The sequence below is a fragment of the Nonomuraea sp. N2-4H genome, assembly GCF_045291505.1.
GTDB lineage: Bacteria > Actinomycetota > Actinomycetes > Streptosporangiales > Streptosporangiaceae > Nonomuraea > Nonomuraea fastidiosa.
This window is the reverse complement of record NZ_CP147987.1, coordinates 3,114,979-3,131,077: the sequence shown is the minus strand read 5'-3', so window position 1 is coordinate 3,131,077 and position 16,099 is coordinate 3,114,979. Positions and strand designations below refer to the sequence as shown.

At 70.6% G+C, this 16,099-nt stretch carries 17 protein-coding genes; 12 read left to right on the top strand and 5 right to left on the bottom strand.

All coding sequences use genetic code 11. From position 1 onward, the window contains the following. Positions 1–25: 25 nt before the first annotated feature. Together WBK31_RS14415 and WBK31_RS14410 are read right to left on the bottom strand one after the other, a co-directional pair. Entirely contained in the window at positions 26–3,145 is a 3,120-nt protein-coding gene (locus WBK31_RS14415; RefSeq protein WP_378789024.1) for a Tn3 family transposase, read from the bottom strand. A 402-nt stretch (positions 3,146–3,547) separates the two neighbouring features. Further along, positions 3,548–4,153 (bottom strand): helix-turn-helix domain-containing protein, encoded by a 606-nt coding sequence (locus tag WBK31_RS14410; RefSeq protein WP_364050628.1) that lies wholly within the window; start codon positions 4,151–4,153, stop codon positions 3,548–3,550. Between the two features lie 171 nt (positions 4,154–4,324). Here WBK31_RS14410 and WBK31_RS14405 point away from each other — a divergent pair, with 171 nt between their 5' ends. After that, the gene (locus WBK31_RS14405; RefSeq protein ID WP_406675012.1) at positions 4,325–5,080 is read left to right on the top strand and encodes a DUF998 domain-containing protein; all 756 of its coding nucleotides are present in this window, start codon (positions 4,325–4,327) and stop codon (positions 5,078–5,080) included. A gap of 74 nt (positions 5,081–5,154) precedes the next feature. On the opposite strand, the gene WBK31_RS14400 is transcribed toward WBK31_RS14405, so the two are convergent. After that, entirely contained in the window at positions 5,155–5,829 is a 675-nt protein-coding gene (locus WBK31_RS14400) for a class I SAM-dependent methyltransferase (protein ID WP_406675011.1), read from the bottom strand. A 16-nt stretch (positions 5,830–5,845) separates the two neighbouring features. Between WBK31_RS14400 and WBK31_RS14395 the strand changes: the two genes are divergently transcribed. From WBK31_RS14395 to WBK31_RS14375, 5 genes are all read left to right on the top strand, one after another. Beyond that, positions 5,846–6,283, top strand: a complete 438-nt coding sequence (locus WBK31_RS14395; RefSeq protein ID WP_364050619.1) for a MerR family transcriptional regulator — start codon at positions 5,846–5,848, stop codon at positions 6,281–6,283. A gap of 505 nt (positions 6,284–6,788) precedes the next feature. Further along, positions 6,789–8,057: an NAD(P)/FAD-dependent oxidoreductase gene (locus WBK31_RS14390; protein WP_378789165.1), complete on the top strand. Its 1,269-nt coding sequence runs from the start codon at positions 6,789–6,791 to the stop codon at positions 8,055–8,057. Between the two features lie 289 nt (positions 8,058–8,346). Beyond that, positions 8,347–9,879 (top strand): PQQ-dependent sugar dehydrogenase, encoded by a 1,533-nt coding sequence (locus WBK31_RS14385; protein WP_406675010.1) that lies wholly within the window; start codon positions 8,347–8,349, stop codon positions 9,877–9,879. Positions 9,880–10,059: 180 nt separating this feature from the next. Beyond that, a complete protein-coding gene (locus WBK31_RS14380; RefSeq protein ID WP_364050610.1) occupies positions 10,060–10,620 on the top strand; it encodes a hypothetical protein in 561 nt (186 codons plus the stop codon). Positions 10,621–10,715: 95 nt separating this feature from the next. Beyond that, a complete protein-coding gene (locus WBK31_RS14375) occupies positions 10,716–10,931 on the top strand; it encodes a hypothetical protein (RefSeq protein WP_378789169.1) in 216 nt (71 codons plus the stop codon). 15 nt (positions 10,932–10,946) lie between these two features. On the opposite strand, the gene WBK31_RS14370 is transcribed toward WBK31_RS14375, so the two are convergent. Then, the gene (locus WBK31_RS14370) at positions 10,947–11,321 is read right to left on the bottom strand and encodes a hypothetical protein (RefSeq protein ID WP_364050604.1); all 375 of its coding nucleotides are present in this window, start codon (positions 11,319–11,321) and stop codon (positions 10,947–10,949) included. Positions 11,322–11,603: 282 nt separating this feature from the next. Between WBK31_RS14370 and WBK31_RS14365 the strand changes: the two genes are divergently transcribed. From WBK31_RS14365 to WBK31_RS14340, 6 genes are all read left to right on the top strand, one after another. Beyond that, positions 11,604–12,506 carry a neutral zinc metallopeptidase gene (locus WBK31_RS14365; RefSeq protein ID WP_378789171.1) on the top strand — a complete coding sequence of 301 codons (903 nt, stop codon included), beginning with the start codon at positions 11,604–11,606 and terminating at the stop codon, positions 12,504–12,506. A 193-nt stretch (positions 12,507–12,699) separates the two neighbouring features. Continuing rightward, on the top strand, positions 12,700–13,056 hold the full coding sequence (locus WBK31_RS14360; protein WP_364050598.1) for an STAS domain-containing protein: 357 nt from the start codon (positions 12,700–12,702) through the stop codon (positions 13,054–13,056). Between the two features lie 126 nt (positions 13,057–13,182). Then, positions 13,183–14,046: an STAS domain-containing protein gene (locus WBK31_RS14355; RefSeq protein ID WP_364050595.1), complete on the top strand. Its 864-nt coding sequence runs from the start codon at positions 13,183–13,185 to the stop codon at positions 14,044–14,046. Continuing rightward, on the top strand, positions 14,046–14,438 hold the full coding sequence (locus WBK31_RS14350; protein WP_364050592.1) for an STAS domain-containing protein: 393 nt from the start codon (positions 14,046–14,048) through the stop codon (positions 14,436–14,438). The genes WBK31_RS14355 and WBK31_RS14350 overlap by 1 nt, the downstream gene beginning before the upstream one ends. Next, entirely contained in the window at positions 14,435–14,836 is a 402-nt protein-coding gene (locus WBK31_RS14345; protein WP_378789174.1) for an anti-sigma regulatory factor, read from the top strand. Before WBK31_RS14350 ends, WBK31_RS14345 begins: the two co-directional genes overlap by 4 nt. Further along, positions 14,833–15,834 carry an ATP-binding protein gene (locus WBK31_RS14340; protein ID WP_406675009.1) on the top strand — a complete coding sequence of 334 codons (1,002 nt, stop codon included), beginning with the start codon at positions 14,833–14,835 and terminating at the stop codon, positions 15,832–15,834. The genes WBK31_RS14345 and WBK31_RS14340 overlap by 4 nt, the downstream gene beginning before the upstream one ends. On the opposite strand, the gene WBK31_RS14335 is transcribed toward WBK31_RS14340, so the two are convergent. Beyond that, positions 15,773–16,099, bottom strand: a complete 327-nt coding sequence (locus WBK31_RS14335) for a hypothetical protein (protein ID WP_406675008.1) — start codon at positions 16,097–16,099, stop codon at positions 15,773–15,775. The two genes, WBK31_RS14340 and WBK31_RS14335, sit on opposite strands and share 62 nt — an antisense overlap.

Genomic DNA, 16,099 nt, shown 5'->3' with positions numbered 1-16,099 from the left:
GCAAAAGCCATCGGCACGCCGAAAATCACGCGGCCAGCTCGACGTCGGTGAAGTCGACCTCTTTGAGCAGGGGGTCGAACGGATCCGGCCGATGACGGAGCTCGTCGGTGGCGTACGCGCCGAAGCGGCTGATGTGGGCCCGCAGGTACGGGGCGATCTGGCCGAGCTGGTCGGCGGTGATCTCCCAGCCCTCGGCGACCAGTTGACGCACGATGTCGGAGATGTCCAGGGCGTTGTGGAAGACGACGAGGTTGGCCAGCAGGGTGTTGAACTTGATCAGTTTCTCCTGCTCTTCGGGGTCGTTGTCGGCCAGCACGCCGCCGAAGCCGAGCCACTTGGAGAACCCGTTGTAGGACTCGACCTTGTTGGTCGCCGCGGTGATGCGCGCCCGCAGCGCCGGATCGGCCAGATACCGCAGCAGGGCGACGGTACGGACGCTGCGGCCGACCTCGCGGAAGGCCTTGTAGATGCGGTTCTTGCGGGAGTTGGACCGCAGCCGCCGCATCAGCGTGGCCGAGCTCAGCCGGCCCTCACTGATGGAGATCGCCACCTGCATCAGGTCGACCCAGTGCTTATCGATCAGCTTCCAGTCGATGACGTTGCGGCCGCTCTCGCCGAACAGCTGGTCGATATGCGGATAGGCGATCTTCTCCGAGGCGCGGAAGAAGATCAGGTCCTTGAAGTTGCGGATGCGCGGCATCAGGTCGAACCCGAACAACGTGGCCAGGGCGAAGACCGGGAAGTTCTGGCCCTGGGTGTCGGCGTGCACCGTGGAGGGCTGGATGTCGGAGGCATTCGCCAGCAGCCCCTCGATCAGGTGCACCGCCTCCCACACCCCGCACGGAATGAACCGGGAGAACAACGCCACGTAGGTGTCAGAGATGTAGTGGTAGGCGATGCCGCCGAATCCTCCGTACCGGATGCTGGTCTCGGCCAGGAGATTATCGATGTAGGTGTCCACCTGGGTGCCGTCGACGGCCACCGTGCTGCCATCCCCCCAGGCCTTGATCACGTCCAGCTCGGCGAAGGCGTTGACCACATCGGCGATCGCGGCGTTCAGCTTCTTCAGGCTGATGTGCCGGTTGCGCACCATGGACAGCTCGCGGGCGGTGACGCCGGCGATGTGTTTGGCCGCCTCGTACGGGCCGATGTTGATGCCGCCGGTGAACACGGCCAGCGAGTACCGCCCCAGCTTGTCCTTGATCTTGGGGTCGGAGCCGGAGGCCGGCCCGAAGTGGCGATACCAGGTGAGCCAGTGGGCAGTACGCGCGACGATCGACAGCAGCGACCGTTCGGGCATGCGCCGTTCGATCTCGGCCGCCAGCCGTTCGGCCTCGGCATCGCTGCCCTTGCCGCGGCGGCGTTTGAGGGTGGGCACGCCATTGTCGTCGATGACCAGGTCGGCGTTGTCGAGGTAGCCGGCGTCCAGGTGCGCGGCCGCGCTCAGGTGGGCGTCCTTGAGGTGGGCGGCGAAGCCGGCAGGGGTGTCGGGCAGGCCGACCTTCTCGCAGAAGGCGGCCAGTTTCGGCTGGCAGTCTTCCCAAGGCAGCAGGTGGGCGCCCCAGTCGGCGTACTCGTTCGAGCCGAGCACGGCCACGTCCCCGGTGCGCAGTTCCTCGGCCACGTAGCAGAACACCATCGCCTCGAAGTGCCGCCGCGCCACCATGCCGGGCCGTCTGCGGTCGGTGACCGCGCGCCGCCAGTTGCCCGAGGCGAACGCGATGCCCGACTCCGGCTCCTCCTCCATCGGTGGCGGCAGCGGGATGAAGTCGCGCCGCTTGGGTGAGTGCTCGCGGGCGTGCGCCAGCGCGGCCAGCACGGAATCGTCGCTGGAGGTGGCCTTCAGCCGCAGCTTGCTGGTCAGCTCGAACAGCGCCGGCCGGTCCTTTTTGAAGAACCGGTACACCAGCAGCTCGTGCGCGTCGCCGTGGAAGGCGGCGACCTCCTCGATGTCGGCCAGCTGGGCGGCGAACCCGCCGGCCTGCTCCACCGCCGCCCGCACCGCCTGCACGCTGTGGGTCTGGACCACGAGCGCCGACAGCATCTCGCTGAGCGCCTGGACCTGCCCGGCGTTACCAGCGCACGAGGTCACCGCCTCGACGGCCCGCGCCACCGCCTCGTGTCCGGCGGCCGAGGTCTCGCTGTCGGGGTCGAGACGTTCCAGCACCTGACGGTAGGTGCCGATCAGCCGCTCGCTGGTCGCGCGCTGGCGGGCGCGGATCTCCTCCAGCTCCGTCTTGGCCCGTTTGACGTGGGCGGCCATCCGCTTGCACAGCATTTCGGCCAGGTCGTCGCGGGCCCGCATCCGGGCGGTGTGCGTCAGGCAGGCTAGCAGCGCCACCTGCTTGACCGGATCGTAGCGCGACAAGGTGTCGGCGTCCTGGGTGTCGGCCTCACCGGCGAAGTCGGTGATCTTCGACGGCGCGATGCCCTCCAGCCAGGCGTCGGTGTCGCCGAGTGCGTCCACCTGGTCCAGCCATTTCACCTGATCACGGAACCGCGACCAGGTGGCCCGCTGGGCGGGCTTCTTGAGCCGGTTGAACGTCGATTTGCCGTCCGGCCCGACAACCAGCAGACCCTCCATCCGGGCCCGGCCGGCCTCACCCATCCGCCGCAGGATCGTGGCGAAGATGGTGGCGTTCACCTCGGCGCGGATGCTCGTGGCCAGGTCCTCCAGCGTCGTGTACCCGAGCAGTTCCAGCCGGAGCCGGAGCAACTCCTCGATCGCCACGTTGATCAGGTCCGCCGGGTTGTTCTTGGCCTGTGCCGCCTTCCGGATCGCCACCGCGGCGATCGCCCGGGCCCGGCCCGCGTCGTACTTCACGCCTTGACGTTGGCGCACCAGCTTGCGATGCGCCTTCGCGCTGCGGGAGGCGCCATGATCCGGCCAGACGTCCTCGGGCAGCTCCAAGCAGCGCCGGACGTGGTCGATCACCACGTCGGGGATCTCGTCCGGGGACGGAAAGCGCGCCATCTTCTGGAAGCACTTCAACGCCAGCACCAGCGCGAAGCGCGACTCCGGGCTGCCTGTCCGTTCTTCAGCCCAGTCCACCTCTTCCGTCGACGGCGTGAAGAACACATGCAGCACCCGCGCCGACGTCAGCCGCTTGAACTGCGGATAGGCGGTCCGCTCGATCCACGTCATCCCAGGCCGTCCCTCGCCTCGATCCCGGCGTCCAGACCCCGGAAACCGTAGCGATGATGACCCTCACCAGAGATCTCGTTCACCAAACCGCAACCAAGCCCATCCGGAGGGTCACATCATCCGACGCATCTGCCCTCTGGGCCGCGGCTCAGCGCCTCACTGCCCCTTTCTCTCGTACTTGGTCTGGCCCCCTGCGACGGCCGCTCCGCACGCGGCCACCCGGCCCGAAGATGAGCAGGTCCATCGGGTGCCGAGCCGGCCCGGGACGCACGACCGACGCGACGTCGTGGACGCGATCAGGGGTCTGGTCGGCAACGGATGCACTCAGTGTTGCGGGCCCCGGCAAAGCCCCCGTGACCGGTGGCCTCCGTCCGCCTCGGCGAGGCCACCGCTCGCGAACCTTCACCCGGATGCGCTCTGGCCTCTGGCCTCGTGGTAGCGTGCCCAGCCTTCATCGAGAAGCCGGAACCCCGCATCGATGGTTGCTTCCGGATCTGCCGCGTTGATGGCGCTGAGCTGGATCTGCAGGGCGAAACGGACATAGAACCGGATCTCGTCGTTCGGCTCCGCGAGCCCGAGCTCCTTGGCGATCGCGGCAGCGAGGGCGCCCTCATGGCGGAACCACATCTTCTCCGCGTAATCGATCAGGGCCGGTGTCTCTTCCATGAGGGTGAGGATCTGGCGTTGGGGCCCGGACCTCATCGCGGCGATCTCGGAGAGGTAGTGCGCCTTCAGCGCGTCGGAGATCGTCGTCCCCGGCGGCCGGCCGCTGACCGCGGCCACGAGGCGCTCATGCCGTTCGTCCTCGTCGCTGAAGACAAGCGCCTCCTTCTGCGGGAAATGCGTGAAGACCGTCTTGGGTGAGACATCCGCCTTGTCGGCGATCTCGCGAACGCTGACCCCGTCGAAGCCGCGCTCGAGAAACAGCGCCGTTGCCGCGTCCAGGATCGCCGCCCGCGTCGCCGCCTTCTTGCGTTCCCGCCGTCCCATGGCCGTTCCGTCAACCATGACCAGATCCTACTAGTGCCGAACTACAACTACATTGACAGTAAAAGTAGTCTCGGTGTAGTAAGTGTGCGAGTGAAGTTATCGGATGGCTCGGATCCCCCTGCTGCGTCGACTCGGCACGAACCCGCCCCGACCCCGGCGCACAGCGCCGGCACCGAAAGGACCATGACCATGGCCGGCGACATCAACCCGTTCTCGAACCTCGCACGAAACGACCCCGCGAACGGCACAAAACTTGAAGTGCTCACCCCCCACGCGCACCGGCCTCGGGAGCACCGAACCGCGGGAGCCTTGCTCATCGCGGGGCCGACGATCTTCTTACTCGCCGAGTTCATCGCCGCCGCGGCATGGACCGACCCGCCCTACAGCTACACCTACCACTTCATCAGCAACCTCGGAGTCCACGGGCCCTCGACACTGTTCGGGCAGTACATGTACTCACCGCTGGCATGGGTGATGAACACCGGCTTCTTCCTGTTCGGGATCACGATTCTGGCCGGCGCGGCCGTGCTGCGCGGTCTACGCGGCCAGCACCGCTGGGCAGCGCTTGCCCCCGCGACGCTGCTGGCCACCGGCGGCGTCCTGCTCGGCCTGTTCCCCGGATCCGGCGAGGCGATGAACGACGGCACCGGCGACTTCCACGCCTTGGGCGCCCTGGCAGGCTTCGTCGGCGGCAACGTCCTGGCCATCGCGCTCGGGAGCATGCACCAACGCGTCGGGCTCTCCCCGAAACTCGGGCGGACGCTGGTCACCGCCGGCGCGATCGGCCTGGTCTCGATGGTGGCCTACTTCGCCGACCTCATCTCCGGGGCCAACATCCTCGTCGGCCTCATCGAACGCGGCGCCGTCCATCCGTTCCTGCTCGGCCTCATCTGCGCGGGAGCCGCCCTCTGGCATGGGTACAGCCGCCACTCAGCGGCCGGCTGAGCTGCGTCGCTCACCGCCCGCGACCAGCACGATCACGACACCACAAGATCACACAGGCGATCCACAACACCCGCTTACGACACCGACGAGCCAGGATTGACCGCCAGCACGCACGCCACCGGCGGATCCAGCTCAAGCGTCTCGACCCGGAACCCCGCGAATCCCGCCCGCTCCAGCAGGTCCCGCAGCTCCCTCGCCGCACGCACGGTCGTCTCCCGGCTCGCGCCCGGACAGCGCGGCTGGCTCACCAGCGCGATCCGCCCGCCAGGCCGCAACAACCCACGCAGCTCACGCAACCGATCCACCGGCTCAGGCCAGAACCCCACGCTGTTCACCGCGAGGATCACATCCAGCGGACCCCCGAAATCCGGCAACCGCTCCACTGACGCCGCCACGAGACGGACCCGCCCCGCACGCACCGCCGCCGCGTTCCGCCACGCCGCCATCCGCACCATCGTCGCCGAGTGATCCACCCCGAACACCCGCCCCCGAACCGCACGCCGCGCCAACTCCGCGATCGCCACCCCCGGCCCGAACCCGACCTCCAGCACCCGATCCGCCGGCCGCACCTCCAGCAGCGACACCGCCCACCGGTTCCGCTTCCTGTTGGACGGCCGGTACGCGAACAGCGCCCCTTCCAGCCACCCGAACGCCCCACGCGGCCGATGCGCCTGACTCACCAGCGCCGCGACCACCCGATCCTGCAGAGAACCTTCGTCATCCTCATGAGCCGCAGTCAACGACTTCACGTACGCTTGAAGTCAAATGGCCGAGCACCTGACGATCGGCGAGCTGGCGCGCCGCACCGGCGTCGCCACCTCAGCGCTGCGCTACTGGGAAGACCTCGGCGTGCTCCCCGCCCCCACCCGCGTCTCCGGCCGGCGCCGCTACCCGCCGTCCACCGTCGAGCTGGTCGGCCTCGTCCTGCTGCTGCGCGGCGTCGGTTTCACGCTCCGCGAGATCGCCACCTTCCTCGCCGCCCGCACCTCCGACGGCACCGGCTGGCGCGAGCTCTACCAGCGCAAGCTCGCCGAGCTCGACCACCGCATCGCCCAGGCCCAGGCCGCCCGCACCGCCATCGCCCACGGCCTGGCCTGCTCCCACGACGACATCACCGGCTGCCCCCGCTTCACCAGCGGCATCGCGGCCCTCCTCGAAGGCGCCTCACTCGAAGAGGCCCACGAGCGCGCCCACTCCGCCTGACCACCGGCCCCCGGCTCACCGCCTCGCTCCGGCCGCCTCGCTCCAGCCGCCTCGCTCCAGCCGCCTCCTGCCGGCTCCGCCTCCTTCAGCCTGCTCCGGCCGGCTCCAGCCTCCTCCGGCCGGCTCCAGCTGACTCCGGCCGCACCGGTCGACCTGCCCGCACCGGTCGGCTCGCTCGCACCGGTCGGCTCGCTCGCACCGGTCGGCTCGCTCGCACCGGTCGGCTCGCTCGCACCGCTCGGCTCGCTCGCACCGCTCGGCTCGGCGCCGCACCGCTTCGCGCCGGCCACTCCCACCGGCCGCTCCCACGGGCCGGCCACCGCCTGGTGCCGAGCCCCTCCCCTGAGAGCCGCCCGTCCGCCGGAGCGGAAAGGATCGTGCAGGTCGGAAGCCCCTACCCTTCGGTGCAGTGTTCTTGTCCGGTGGTCAGGGGGTGCATAAACAACCCGACGCCTTTACATTGTAGATTCGTTAGTACGGGTCCTCGCCGGGCAGATGCCTGCGCATGGACAGCGAACGGGGAACGACCGAGCCCGTCATCGTCGTCGGCGCCGGGATGGCCGGGCTCGCCTGCGCCGTACACCTGCACGAGGCGGGCGTACCGGTACGGGTGCTGGAGGCGTCCGACGGAGTCGGCGGACGGGTGCGTACGGACGTCAAGGACGGCTTCCGCCTGGACCGCGGCTACCAGGTGTTCATCAGCTCCTACCCCGAGGCCCGCCGCGTGCTCGACATCAAAGCGCTGGACCTGCGGGCGTTCTCCTCCGGCGTGATCGTGCGAGGTCACAGGGCGAGCGCCAGGGTCATGCTGCCGTGGCGGCACCCCATGCACGCGTTCAGCGCGCTGATGGCGGGAGTGGGCACGCTCAAGGACAAGGCCGTGCTGTCCGCCGTCACCGCCCGCGACCTGGCCATGCCCGGCAAGGTGCTGCGCGACGCGCGCGAGCGGCGTACCGACGAGGAGCTGCGCGCCTGGGGCATGTCGCCGAAGATGATCGACTGCCTGATGCGCCCCTTCCTCGCGGGCGTGCTGCTCGAACGCGAGCTTGAGACGTCCAGCCGGGTCTTCCACCTGTTGTGGCGGTCGTTCGCGCGCGGCACCATCGGCCTGCCCGCACTCGGCATGGGCGAGATCCCGCGCCGGCTCGCCGACCGGCTGCCACCCGGCACGATCACGCTCGGAGCGCAGGTCGTCGAGGTGTCGGACAGCTGGGTACGGCTCGCGGACGGCACCACGATCAGCGGCTCCGCCGTGGTCGTGGCCGCGGACCCGCAGGCGGCAGGGCGGCTGCTCGACGAGATCGAGGTGCCGCCGATGCGGTCGGTGACGACGTTCTACCACGCCGCTCCCCGCTCCCCCATGGGCGAGCCGACCCAGATCGTGGACGCCACCGGCATCATCACCGACACCCTGGTCGTCACCGACGCGGCCCCGGAGTACTCGATGGACGGGCGCGCTCTCGTGTCCACCTCCGTGCTGGGCCTGGACGCCGACGAGCCTGTCGTGCGGCGGCGGCTCGCCGAGATCTACGGCAGTACGGACGGCTGGGAGCACGTGGCCACGTACCGGATCCCGGCGGCGCTGCCCGCGATGCCGCCGCCCTATCCGCTGCGCAAGCCGGTACGCCTGCGCGACGGCCTGTACGTGTGCGGCGACCACCGCGACACCGGTTCACTCCAGGGCGCCCTGGTGTCCGGACGGCGAGCGGCGGACGCGGTCCTGGCCGACCTGCCCGCACGTACGCGGTCCCGCCGTCCGGCCGCACGTGCCTGAGCCGCATGACCGCTCCCCCCGCCGCGATGTAAGTTTCATCGGCCTGCGCCGAGCCGATCCGCATCGCGGCTGGTCAGCGGGCAGAGCCCGCGCGGGCCCGTTCCGCTTGATCGCGACCCTGGTAACGGCACCCGATGACCTTGTACGGTCCGTCAGGGCACGTCGGAGCGCGCGACCCGCCAGGCTGCCGCCATGATCGCGCGCCGTGCGGCGACGTCGCGGGCCCCGCACGCGCCCGGTCCCGGGGGAACCACCGGCTCCCCACGACAGCACCGCCTCAGGAGCCCGCATGCCAGGAAAACGCTGGGCGGCATCCGCGCTGCTCGCCCTGTCCCTCACCGCCGCCAGCGCCCCGCCGGCGACCGCCGCCTCCTCGGCCCCGGAGCGCCCGGCCTCGGCCGCCGCCGCCACGGTGCCGCTCGAGGAGATCAACACCGTCACCGAGCAGGTCGCCTTCGGCTTATACCGTCCCACCGCCCTGGTCGCGCCGGACGACGGCACCGGCCGGCTGTTCATCACCGAGAAGCGCGGCACCGTACGCGTCTACCATCCCGACACCGGCCTCGACGCCACCCCGATCATCGACATCACCTCATCGGTTGACGAGTCGGGCAACGAGCGCGGCCTGCTCGGCATCGCGCTCTCCCCCGACTTCGCCGACAGCCACGAGCTGTACCTGGCCTACACGGCGCTGCCGGACGGCGCGGTCACCCTCGCCAGGTACGACATGGACGACGCCACCCTCGACCCCCTCCTGGCCCAGGAGCACGCCGAGAACACCAATCACAACGGCGGCAACATCACGTTCGGCACCGACGGCATGCTCTACATGAGCATCGGCGACGGCGGCGGCTCGGGCGACCCGTTCGACAGCGGCCAGCGCCTGGACACGCTGCTCGGCAAGATCCTGCGCATCGACGTCAGCCGGACCTGCGGCGACCTGCCCTACTGCGTGCCGGAGGACAACCCGTTCACCGGCGTGCCGGGCGCGCGCGGCGAGATCTGGATGTACGGCGGCCGCAACCCGTGGCGCTTCTCGGTGGACCGGGCGGACGGCTCGCTGTGGATCGCCGACGTCGGCCAGGGCCGCTGGGAGGAGATCAACCACATCAAGCCGGGCGCGCAGGCCGGGGCGAACCTGGGCTGGTCCTGCTACGAGGGCCTGGAGGTGTTCGACGAGACGCAGTGCCGCGACGACGTCACGTACACCAAGCCGATCTTCACGTACTCGCCGTACACCGGCGGCTGCGCGGTCATCGGCGGCCAGGTGTACCGCGGCCGGCAGTACGCCGACCTGGTGGGCGGCACCTATATCGCCACCGACTACTGCTCGTCCACGGTGTGGGCGCTGCGCGAGGACGGCTCGGGCGGCTACGACCAGGCCGAGATCGGCCAGACGCCCACGCAGGTGACCGCGTTCGGCGCGACGCCGGAGGGCGAGCTGTACGTGGTCAACGACCTGCCCGGCGGCCTGCACCGCGTCTCGTTCGAGCGCGCGAAGCCGACCTGCCACGTCGAGTACACCAAGCGGGCGTGGGGCACCGGCATGTCCGTGGACCTCACGATCACCAACACCGGCGACACGCCGATCGACGGCTGGACACTGCGCTTCCCGCTCCCGCAGGGCCAGACGATCGTCTCCGACTGGAACACCGACCTCACCCAGGGAGGCGACATGGTGACCGCGGCGAACGCCGGTCACAACGCCCTCATCGAGCCGGGCGAGAGCGTCACCATGGGTTACCTCGTCAGCCACACGGGTGACACCTCGCTGCCCGCCCGGATCTCGCTCAACCGCGACGCCTGCTCCGTCACCCGCTGAGCGGCGGGGTTCCAGGACGCCGGAGATGCGGCGCGAGCCGCGTACGGCTAAGGTTCTTGATCACATGCCGGGTGTGCCGGCGGGGTCGCTCCCCCGCCGGTCCGCCCTGCGCCGGTGCAAGAGCGATGACCAGGGACGTGAGTGGCCAGCCAGAGCAGGGGACGGCCGGGTTGGCTCCATGTGGGCGCGCTCGAGGATCGCGTCCGCCGGGCCTGGGATCCCGGCGCGTTCCCGCCCGCCGAGACGCTGCTGGCGATCATGACGCTGTCGGCGGTGCCGCGCGTCCTGGGCGACCGGCTGGCCGATCACCTGCACGGCGGCATCATCGTGGGGCCGGGGTCGGTGCCGGACTTACCGGGGTTCGAGCACTTACGCGGCACCTCGCTGCCGGTCCAGCAGGGCTGGTGGGACCGCAGCGCCGGCGTCTACGACCCGGCCAGGCGCGCCATCGGGGTCGGCAGCGTGCCGTCGCCGTCGGCGGGCGTGGCGGCGCACGAGCTGGGGCACGCGCTCGACGACATGGACGGCATGCCGTCGCAGAGCCCGTTCTGGATGGGGCTGCACGCCAGGAGCGCGCGGTGGCTGGCGCCGCCGTACCGTGAGACGGTGACCGAGCTGTACGCCGAGGCGTTCGCCTGCGTGCTGGTACGGCGGGCGCGGCGGCTGATCCAGCTCTTCGACGACGAGCACACCGCCCGGCTTGCCTACACCTGGTTCGCCAGCCGGTACGGGATCGGCTGAGCGACGGCCTGAGGCGGCGAGGAGTCCGGCGGCTATGCTGGGGTACGAGACCGTGATGATCGACACGCGCCGCAGCGGACGGAGGGGATGACGCAATGACCGCGATCCTGCTGGCCGGCGGCGTCCTGCGCGTCCCCGCGGCCACCGTGCTGCCCGACGGCACCCACGTCGACGGCACCCGCGACATCACCCCCGAGGCGCCCGACTATCAGGAGTGGCTGCCGCACGCGATCGACGAGAAGGCCTCCTGGCACGGCGACCGCGACGACGAGGCCATCCTGCGCCGCTGGCGCGACTCCTCCGGAGCCTGATCCCTCCTCCGGAAGTCAGGTCGTCACCCGCACCTGCAGCGTCCGCGTGTCCGCCCCGCGCGGCGCGACGGCCATGCCCGCTCTGGTCAGCACCCGTACGGCGGTGCCGATCCTGCCCACCGCCACCGGGTACGGGTCCACGCACGTCACCAGGAACAGGCCCGCCTCGCCCGATGAGATGATGAAGCCGCCGCAGCCGGCCCTGCGCAGCAGCGCGCGGATGCGCTCGGCGTCGCGGTCGCGCTCGCTCCACAGCGGACGCCCGCCCGCGCCCACCCCGTACGTCGGCCCGTCGTCCTGCATGGGCGTCCCGGGGTGCCCGCCGCCGATCAGATGCGGGGCGCCTCCGGGCACGCGCCCGTCATCGCCCTTGTCGCCGTATTTCCGCATGGCGGTCACCTCCCGCCGCCGACTGCCCGGTAAGGGGGCGGTGAAACGGCGGGCACGGCAAAGGGACGGGCCGGAGCCCGCCCCCTCGCCGCCACCCCCGCAATGAGCGGTTTATCGCCTTGCGTAAAGCCCGAGCCTTTCGAGCACGTCAGGGGCCACGCGAGCGGGCGCTCCAGGCCAAGATCGAACCTCAGCCGTCACACGCGTTTCGGCGATCCGTTTGTGCCAATTTTGTCAATCCCGCCCCAACCTGCCCAAACTTGACCTAGTCTTTAGGCACATATGAACAAGCTTCCTCATTCCAAACGCGCGGCCATCGCGGCCGCTGGCCTGGCCTTCACCGTGGCCACGGCTTCGCAAGTGTTCGTCACGGCCGGATCCGCCTCGGCCTCCGCAGCCCCCGCGACCCAGGCGCCGACGCCCGCGCAGGCCGTCCCGGCCCCGGCCGGTGGCCAGAGCAGCGCCGCCCAGAGCAGCGCCGCGCTCGCCAACAAGTCGCTGGCGACCGCCAACCGGATCTACCGCTCCGGGCGCTTCGTCAACGTGAACTGCCGGCCCGGGTCCCTGCCCCGCGGCAGCACCGCCGCCTACAAGCGGTTCCTGACGCGCGTGACCAACTGCCTGAACAAGGCGTGGGCCGCCCAGTTCCGCAAGGTGCGCATGCCCTTCTCCAAGCCGCGGCTGCGCATCGTCACCAGGAAGGTGAACACGCCCTGCGGCCGCTGGACCACCGGCGCCGAGGCCGTGTACTGCTCCGCTGACCGCACCATGTACATGTGGATCAGCAAGCAGCAGCTCCGCCAGCCGTTCCCGCTGGGCATCACGCGGCTGATCGCCCACGAGTACGGGCACCACGTGCAGCAGATCTCCAGGATCTGGAGCTACTACTGGCCGGCCGCCGCCCGTGCGAGCAAGTCCCAGAAGCTCGCGCTGTCCCGCCGCTCCGAGCTGCAGGCCGAGTGCTTCTCCGCGGTCTTCATGTCCACGCTGCGCGGCCAGCCGAACTTCGGCTCGCGCGAGTGGAACTACACCGTGGACTGGTTCAGGAAGAACGGCGCCAAGGGCTGGCCGCAGAACGACCACGGCCGCGGCCCCACCCAGGCGGCCTGGATGACCCGTGGCTACAACAGCGGCTCCCCCGCCGCCTGCAACACCTGGAAGGCCTCCGCCAGGGCCACCCTCTGAGCAGGCCACGAGAACGCCGCGGCTCGTCGAGAGCATGAAAGGGCCGGACCCCTCGGGTCCGGCCCTTCTGCGTCCGTGCTACTTGAACGGCCGCGGCATGTATGGCCGTGCGTAGAATGGGCAGATCGCTCCAGGCCGGGTCGCGAGACTCGGGTCCGGATCATCCGTCCCCCGCCGCCCTCCAGGAGCATTGGTGCAGCACGAGCCCGGTCTCACCGTCACCCACCAGCCGCGTTCGGCTCACCTCCACGTCCTCACCGTCTCCGGCGACCTCGACCACCACACCTCGCCCCGGCTGCAGGCGGCCGTCGACGACCTGGCGCTCGCTCCCGGCGACGCGCTGGTGGTCGATCTGTCGGCGCTGGCGTTCTGCGACTCCACCGGCGTCTCGATCCTCGTCGCCGCCCACCAGCGAGCCAGGGAGGCGGGCGCGCAGGCGGCGCTGGCCGGGCTGGCACCCGACATCGCACACGCCTTCAAGATCATGAGCCTGGACCGGCTGCTCTCCGTCCACGACACCGTCGAGGACGCCGTCACCGCCCTGGACTGAGCCTCCACGCGGCACCACGGCCTCTACGCGGCACCACGTACGTGCACCGCGGAAAACCCGATGACCCCCGACCGCCCCCGCTCACCGCACGCCCCACCTTCATCCACCCACCTTGGGGAGTACACCTTGACCACTTCCGCCGACACCGGCCGGCTCCGCATGGCCGAACTCCTGCGCGAGCAGGAGCGGACGATTCTCAAACGCTGGACCGACCTCGCGGTGACCACCGTCGGCGGACGGGCCGACCGCGGCGTGCTCGCCGGCCGGCTGCGCGACATCTACCAGGCGCTGCTCGACTCGCTCGCCGGGGACGGCGACACCAGCGACCTGCGCGGCCTGCTCGCCGACCTGTCCAGAGCGCAGGCCAGGGAGGGCTTCACGCCCTCTGAGACCGCCTCCGTCGTCTTCGGGCTCAAGGAGGCCGCATACGAGCCGCTGGAGACCGAGGAGGACTTCACCGCGCTGCGCGGCTACATCTGGCTGTCGCGGCTCATCGACGACCTCGGGCTGTTCACGTTCGAGACGTTCGTCAACGCCCGCGAGAGGATCATCTCCGATCAGGCCGAGCAGCTGCTGGAGCTGTCCACCCCGGTGGTCAAGCTGTGGGACGGCATCCTCGCCGTGCCGCTGGTCGGCACCCTCGACTCCGCCCGTACGCAGGTCGTCATGGAGAAGCTGCTGCAGGGGCTGGTCGACACCGGCTCCGAGCACGCCGTCATCGACATCACCGGCGTGCCCGCCGTCGACACCCAGGTCGCGCAGCACCTGCTCAAGGCCGTCGTCGCCGCCCGGCTCATGGGCGCGGAGTGCGTCATCTCCGGCATCCGCCCGCAGATCGCCCACACCATCGTCACCCTCGGCATCGAGTTCGGCGACATCGTCACCAAGGCGACGCTGGCCGACGCGCTCGCGTACACGCTGCGGCGCAGCGGCGTGCAGCTCAAGCAAGGCGCCGACAAGCAGGTCGTCGTGGGGCTGGAGCGGGCCTGATGGATCGTGTCCCCGTGCTCAAGCTCGAAGACCTGCTGATCGTCTCCATCCAGATCGACCTGCAGGACCAGAGCGTCCTGATGCTGCAGGAGGACCTGGCGGACGCGATCGTGCAGAACCGGGCCCGCGGCGTGATCATCGACATCACCGCCGTGGAGATCGTCGATTCCTTCATCGGCCGCATGCTCGCGACCATCGCCTCCATCTCCCGGATGCTGGACGCCGAGACCATCGTCGTCGGGATGCGCCCCGCGGTCGCCATCACGCTCGTCGAGCTGGGGCTCTCGCTCGGCGGCGTGCGTACCGCGCTCAACCTGGAAAAGGGCGTCGCGATGCTCAAGGAGAGCAGCCTGACCGGCCCTGCGACCAGTGCCGCAGCGGTGCCCGGGTGACGACCGCCATCGAGCTCGCCATCGCGGGCAACAGCGACGTGGTCATCGTGCGCCAGCAGGTCCGCACCAGCGCCCAGCAGGTGGGGCTGTCGCTGGTGGACCAGACCAAGCTGGTGACCGCGGCCAGCGAGCTCGCCCGCAACGCGCTCACGTACGCGGGCGGCGGGCACGTGCGCATCGAGGTGGTCAGCAACGGCCTGCGCGACGGCCTGCGGCTGTCGTTCACCGACGAGGGCCCCGGCATCCCCGACGTGGACCAGGCGCTCACCGACGGCTGGAGCACCGGCGGCGGGCTCGGACTCGGGCTCAGCGGCTCGCGGCGGCTGGTCGACGAGTTCGACCTGCGGTCGAAGCCGGGCGAGGGCACGCAGGTGACGGTGGTGAAGTGGGCCAGATGATCCGTTCCCGGGACGAGACCTGGGTGCGCGTGGAGGACGCCAGCTCCATCGGCGCGGTCCGCAGGATCGCGATCACGCTGGCCGAGTCGTGCGGTCTCGACGAGCACGAGCGCGGCAAGGTGGCCGTCGCCGTCAGCGAGGCCGCGTCCAACCTGGTCAAGCACGCCGCCGAGGGCACGATGCTGATCAGGTCGCACCCCGAGGCGCAGGCCGCCGTCGAGGTGATCGCCATGGACAAGGGCCCCGGCATCCGTGACCTGACCCGCGCCGCGCGCGACGGCTACTCCACCACCGGCACGCTCGGCCTCGGCCTCGGCGGCATCGCCAGGATGGCCTCCGCGCACGAGGTCTACACGCTGCCGGGGCGCGGCACCGTGATCAGCATGTGCTTCACCGCCGCCGCTGCCGAGCCCCCGGAGCCGCTGGCCGGCGGGCTGACCCGCCCGATCGGCGAGGAGGCCGTCTGCGGCGACGCCTTCGCCTACGTCGAGTCCGGTACGACCGTGACCGCGATGCTGTGCGACGGCCTCGGCCACGGCGAGCCCGCCGCGGCCGCCTCCCGCGAGGCGGTGCGGGTCTTCCAGGACGGCCACGACCTGCCCGCGGTGGCCGTGCTGGAGCGCATCCACCGGGCGCTGCGCGGCACCAGAGGCGGCGCGGTGGCCGTCGCCCGCCTCGACCGCGCCGGCGGCGTGGTGCGCTACGCCGGGCTCGGCAACGTCTCGGGCTGGATCGTGCACCCCGACGGCCGGCAGGGCATGATCTCCGTGCCCGGCATCGCCGGGCATCAGCGCGACAGGCTGCGCGAGTACGACTACGCCGTCCCCTCCCACAGCATGCTCGTCCTGCACTCCGACGGGCTCACCGACCGCTGGGACGTCGCCGCCTTCCCGGGCCTGTCCGCGCGCTCCCCCGCCGTCGTGGCCGCCGCCCTGCTCAGAGACGCCGGTACGCGCCGCGACGACGCGACCGTGCTCGCCGTACGGACCGCGCCGTGAACACCTCCCGGCTGACCACCGTCAGGGTCGACGACGACCAGGACGTCTTCGCCATGCGCAGGCTCGGCCGCGAGGTCGCGGCCGCGCTGGAGATGTCCGAGCAGGACCAGATCCGGGTGGCGACCGCGCTCAGCGAGCTGGGCAGGGAGATCGCGATGGAGCGGGGCGCCGGCATGGTCGTCGCCTTCTCCCTCGACCCCGGCGAGCTGGTGGTGGAGGTGAGCTTCGCCGAGGAGGCGGACGGCCACGACACCGAGGGCGTCAC

What these genes read in the sequence shown, in the direction of transcription:
- WBK31_RS14415 (WP_378789024.1), bottom strand. Translation starts at nt 3,145, where the DNA reads ATGACGTGGATCGAGCGGACCGCCTATCCGCAGTTCAAGCGGCTGACG.
- WBK31_RS14410 (WP_364050628.1), bottom strand. Translation starts at nt 4,153, where the DNA reads ATGGTTGACGGAACGGCCATGGGACGGCGGGAACGCAAGAAGGCGGCG.
- WBK31_RS14405 (WP_406675012.1), top strand. Translation starts at nt 4,325, where the DNA reads ATGGCCGGCGACATCAACCCGTTCTCGAACCTCGCACGAAACGACCCC.
- WBK31_RS14395 (WP_364050619.1), top strand. Translation starts at nt 5,846, where the DNA reads ATGGCCGAGCACCTGACGATCGGCGAGCTGGCGCGCCGCACCGGCGTC.
- WBK31_RS14390 (WP_378789165.1), top strand. Translation starts at nt 6,789, where the DNA reads ATGGACAGCGAACGGGGAACGACCGAGCCCGTCATCGTCGTCGGCGCC.
- WBK31_RS14385 (WP_406675010.1), top strand. Translation starts at nt 8,347, where the DNA reads ATGCCAGGAAAACGCTGGGCGGCATCCGCGCTGCTCGCCCTGTCCCTC.
- WBK31_RS14375 (WP_378789169.1), top strand. Translation starts at nt 10,716, where the DNA reads ATGACCGCGATCCTGCTGGCCGGCGGCGTCCTGCGCGTCCCCGCGGCC.
- WBK31_RS14370 (WP_364050604.1), bottom strand. Translation starts at nt 11,321, where the DNA reads ATGCGGAAATACGGCGACAAGGGCGATGACGGGCGCGTGCCCGGAGGC.
- WBK31_RS14365 (WP_378789171.1), top strand. Translation starts at nt 11,604, where the DNA reads ATGAACAAGCTTCCTCATTCCAAACGCGCGGCCATCGCGGCCGCTGGC.
- WBK31_RS14350 (WP_364050592.1), top strand. Translation starts at nt 14,046, where the DNA reads ATGGATCGTGTCCCCGTGCTCAAGCTCGAAGACCTGCTGATCGTCTCC.
- WBK31_RS14340 (WP_406675009.1), top strand. Translation starts at nt 14,833, where the DNA reads ATGATCCGTTCCCGGGACGAGACCTGGGTGCGCGTGGAGGACGCCAGC.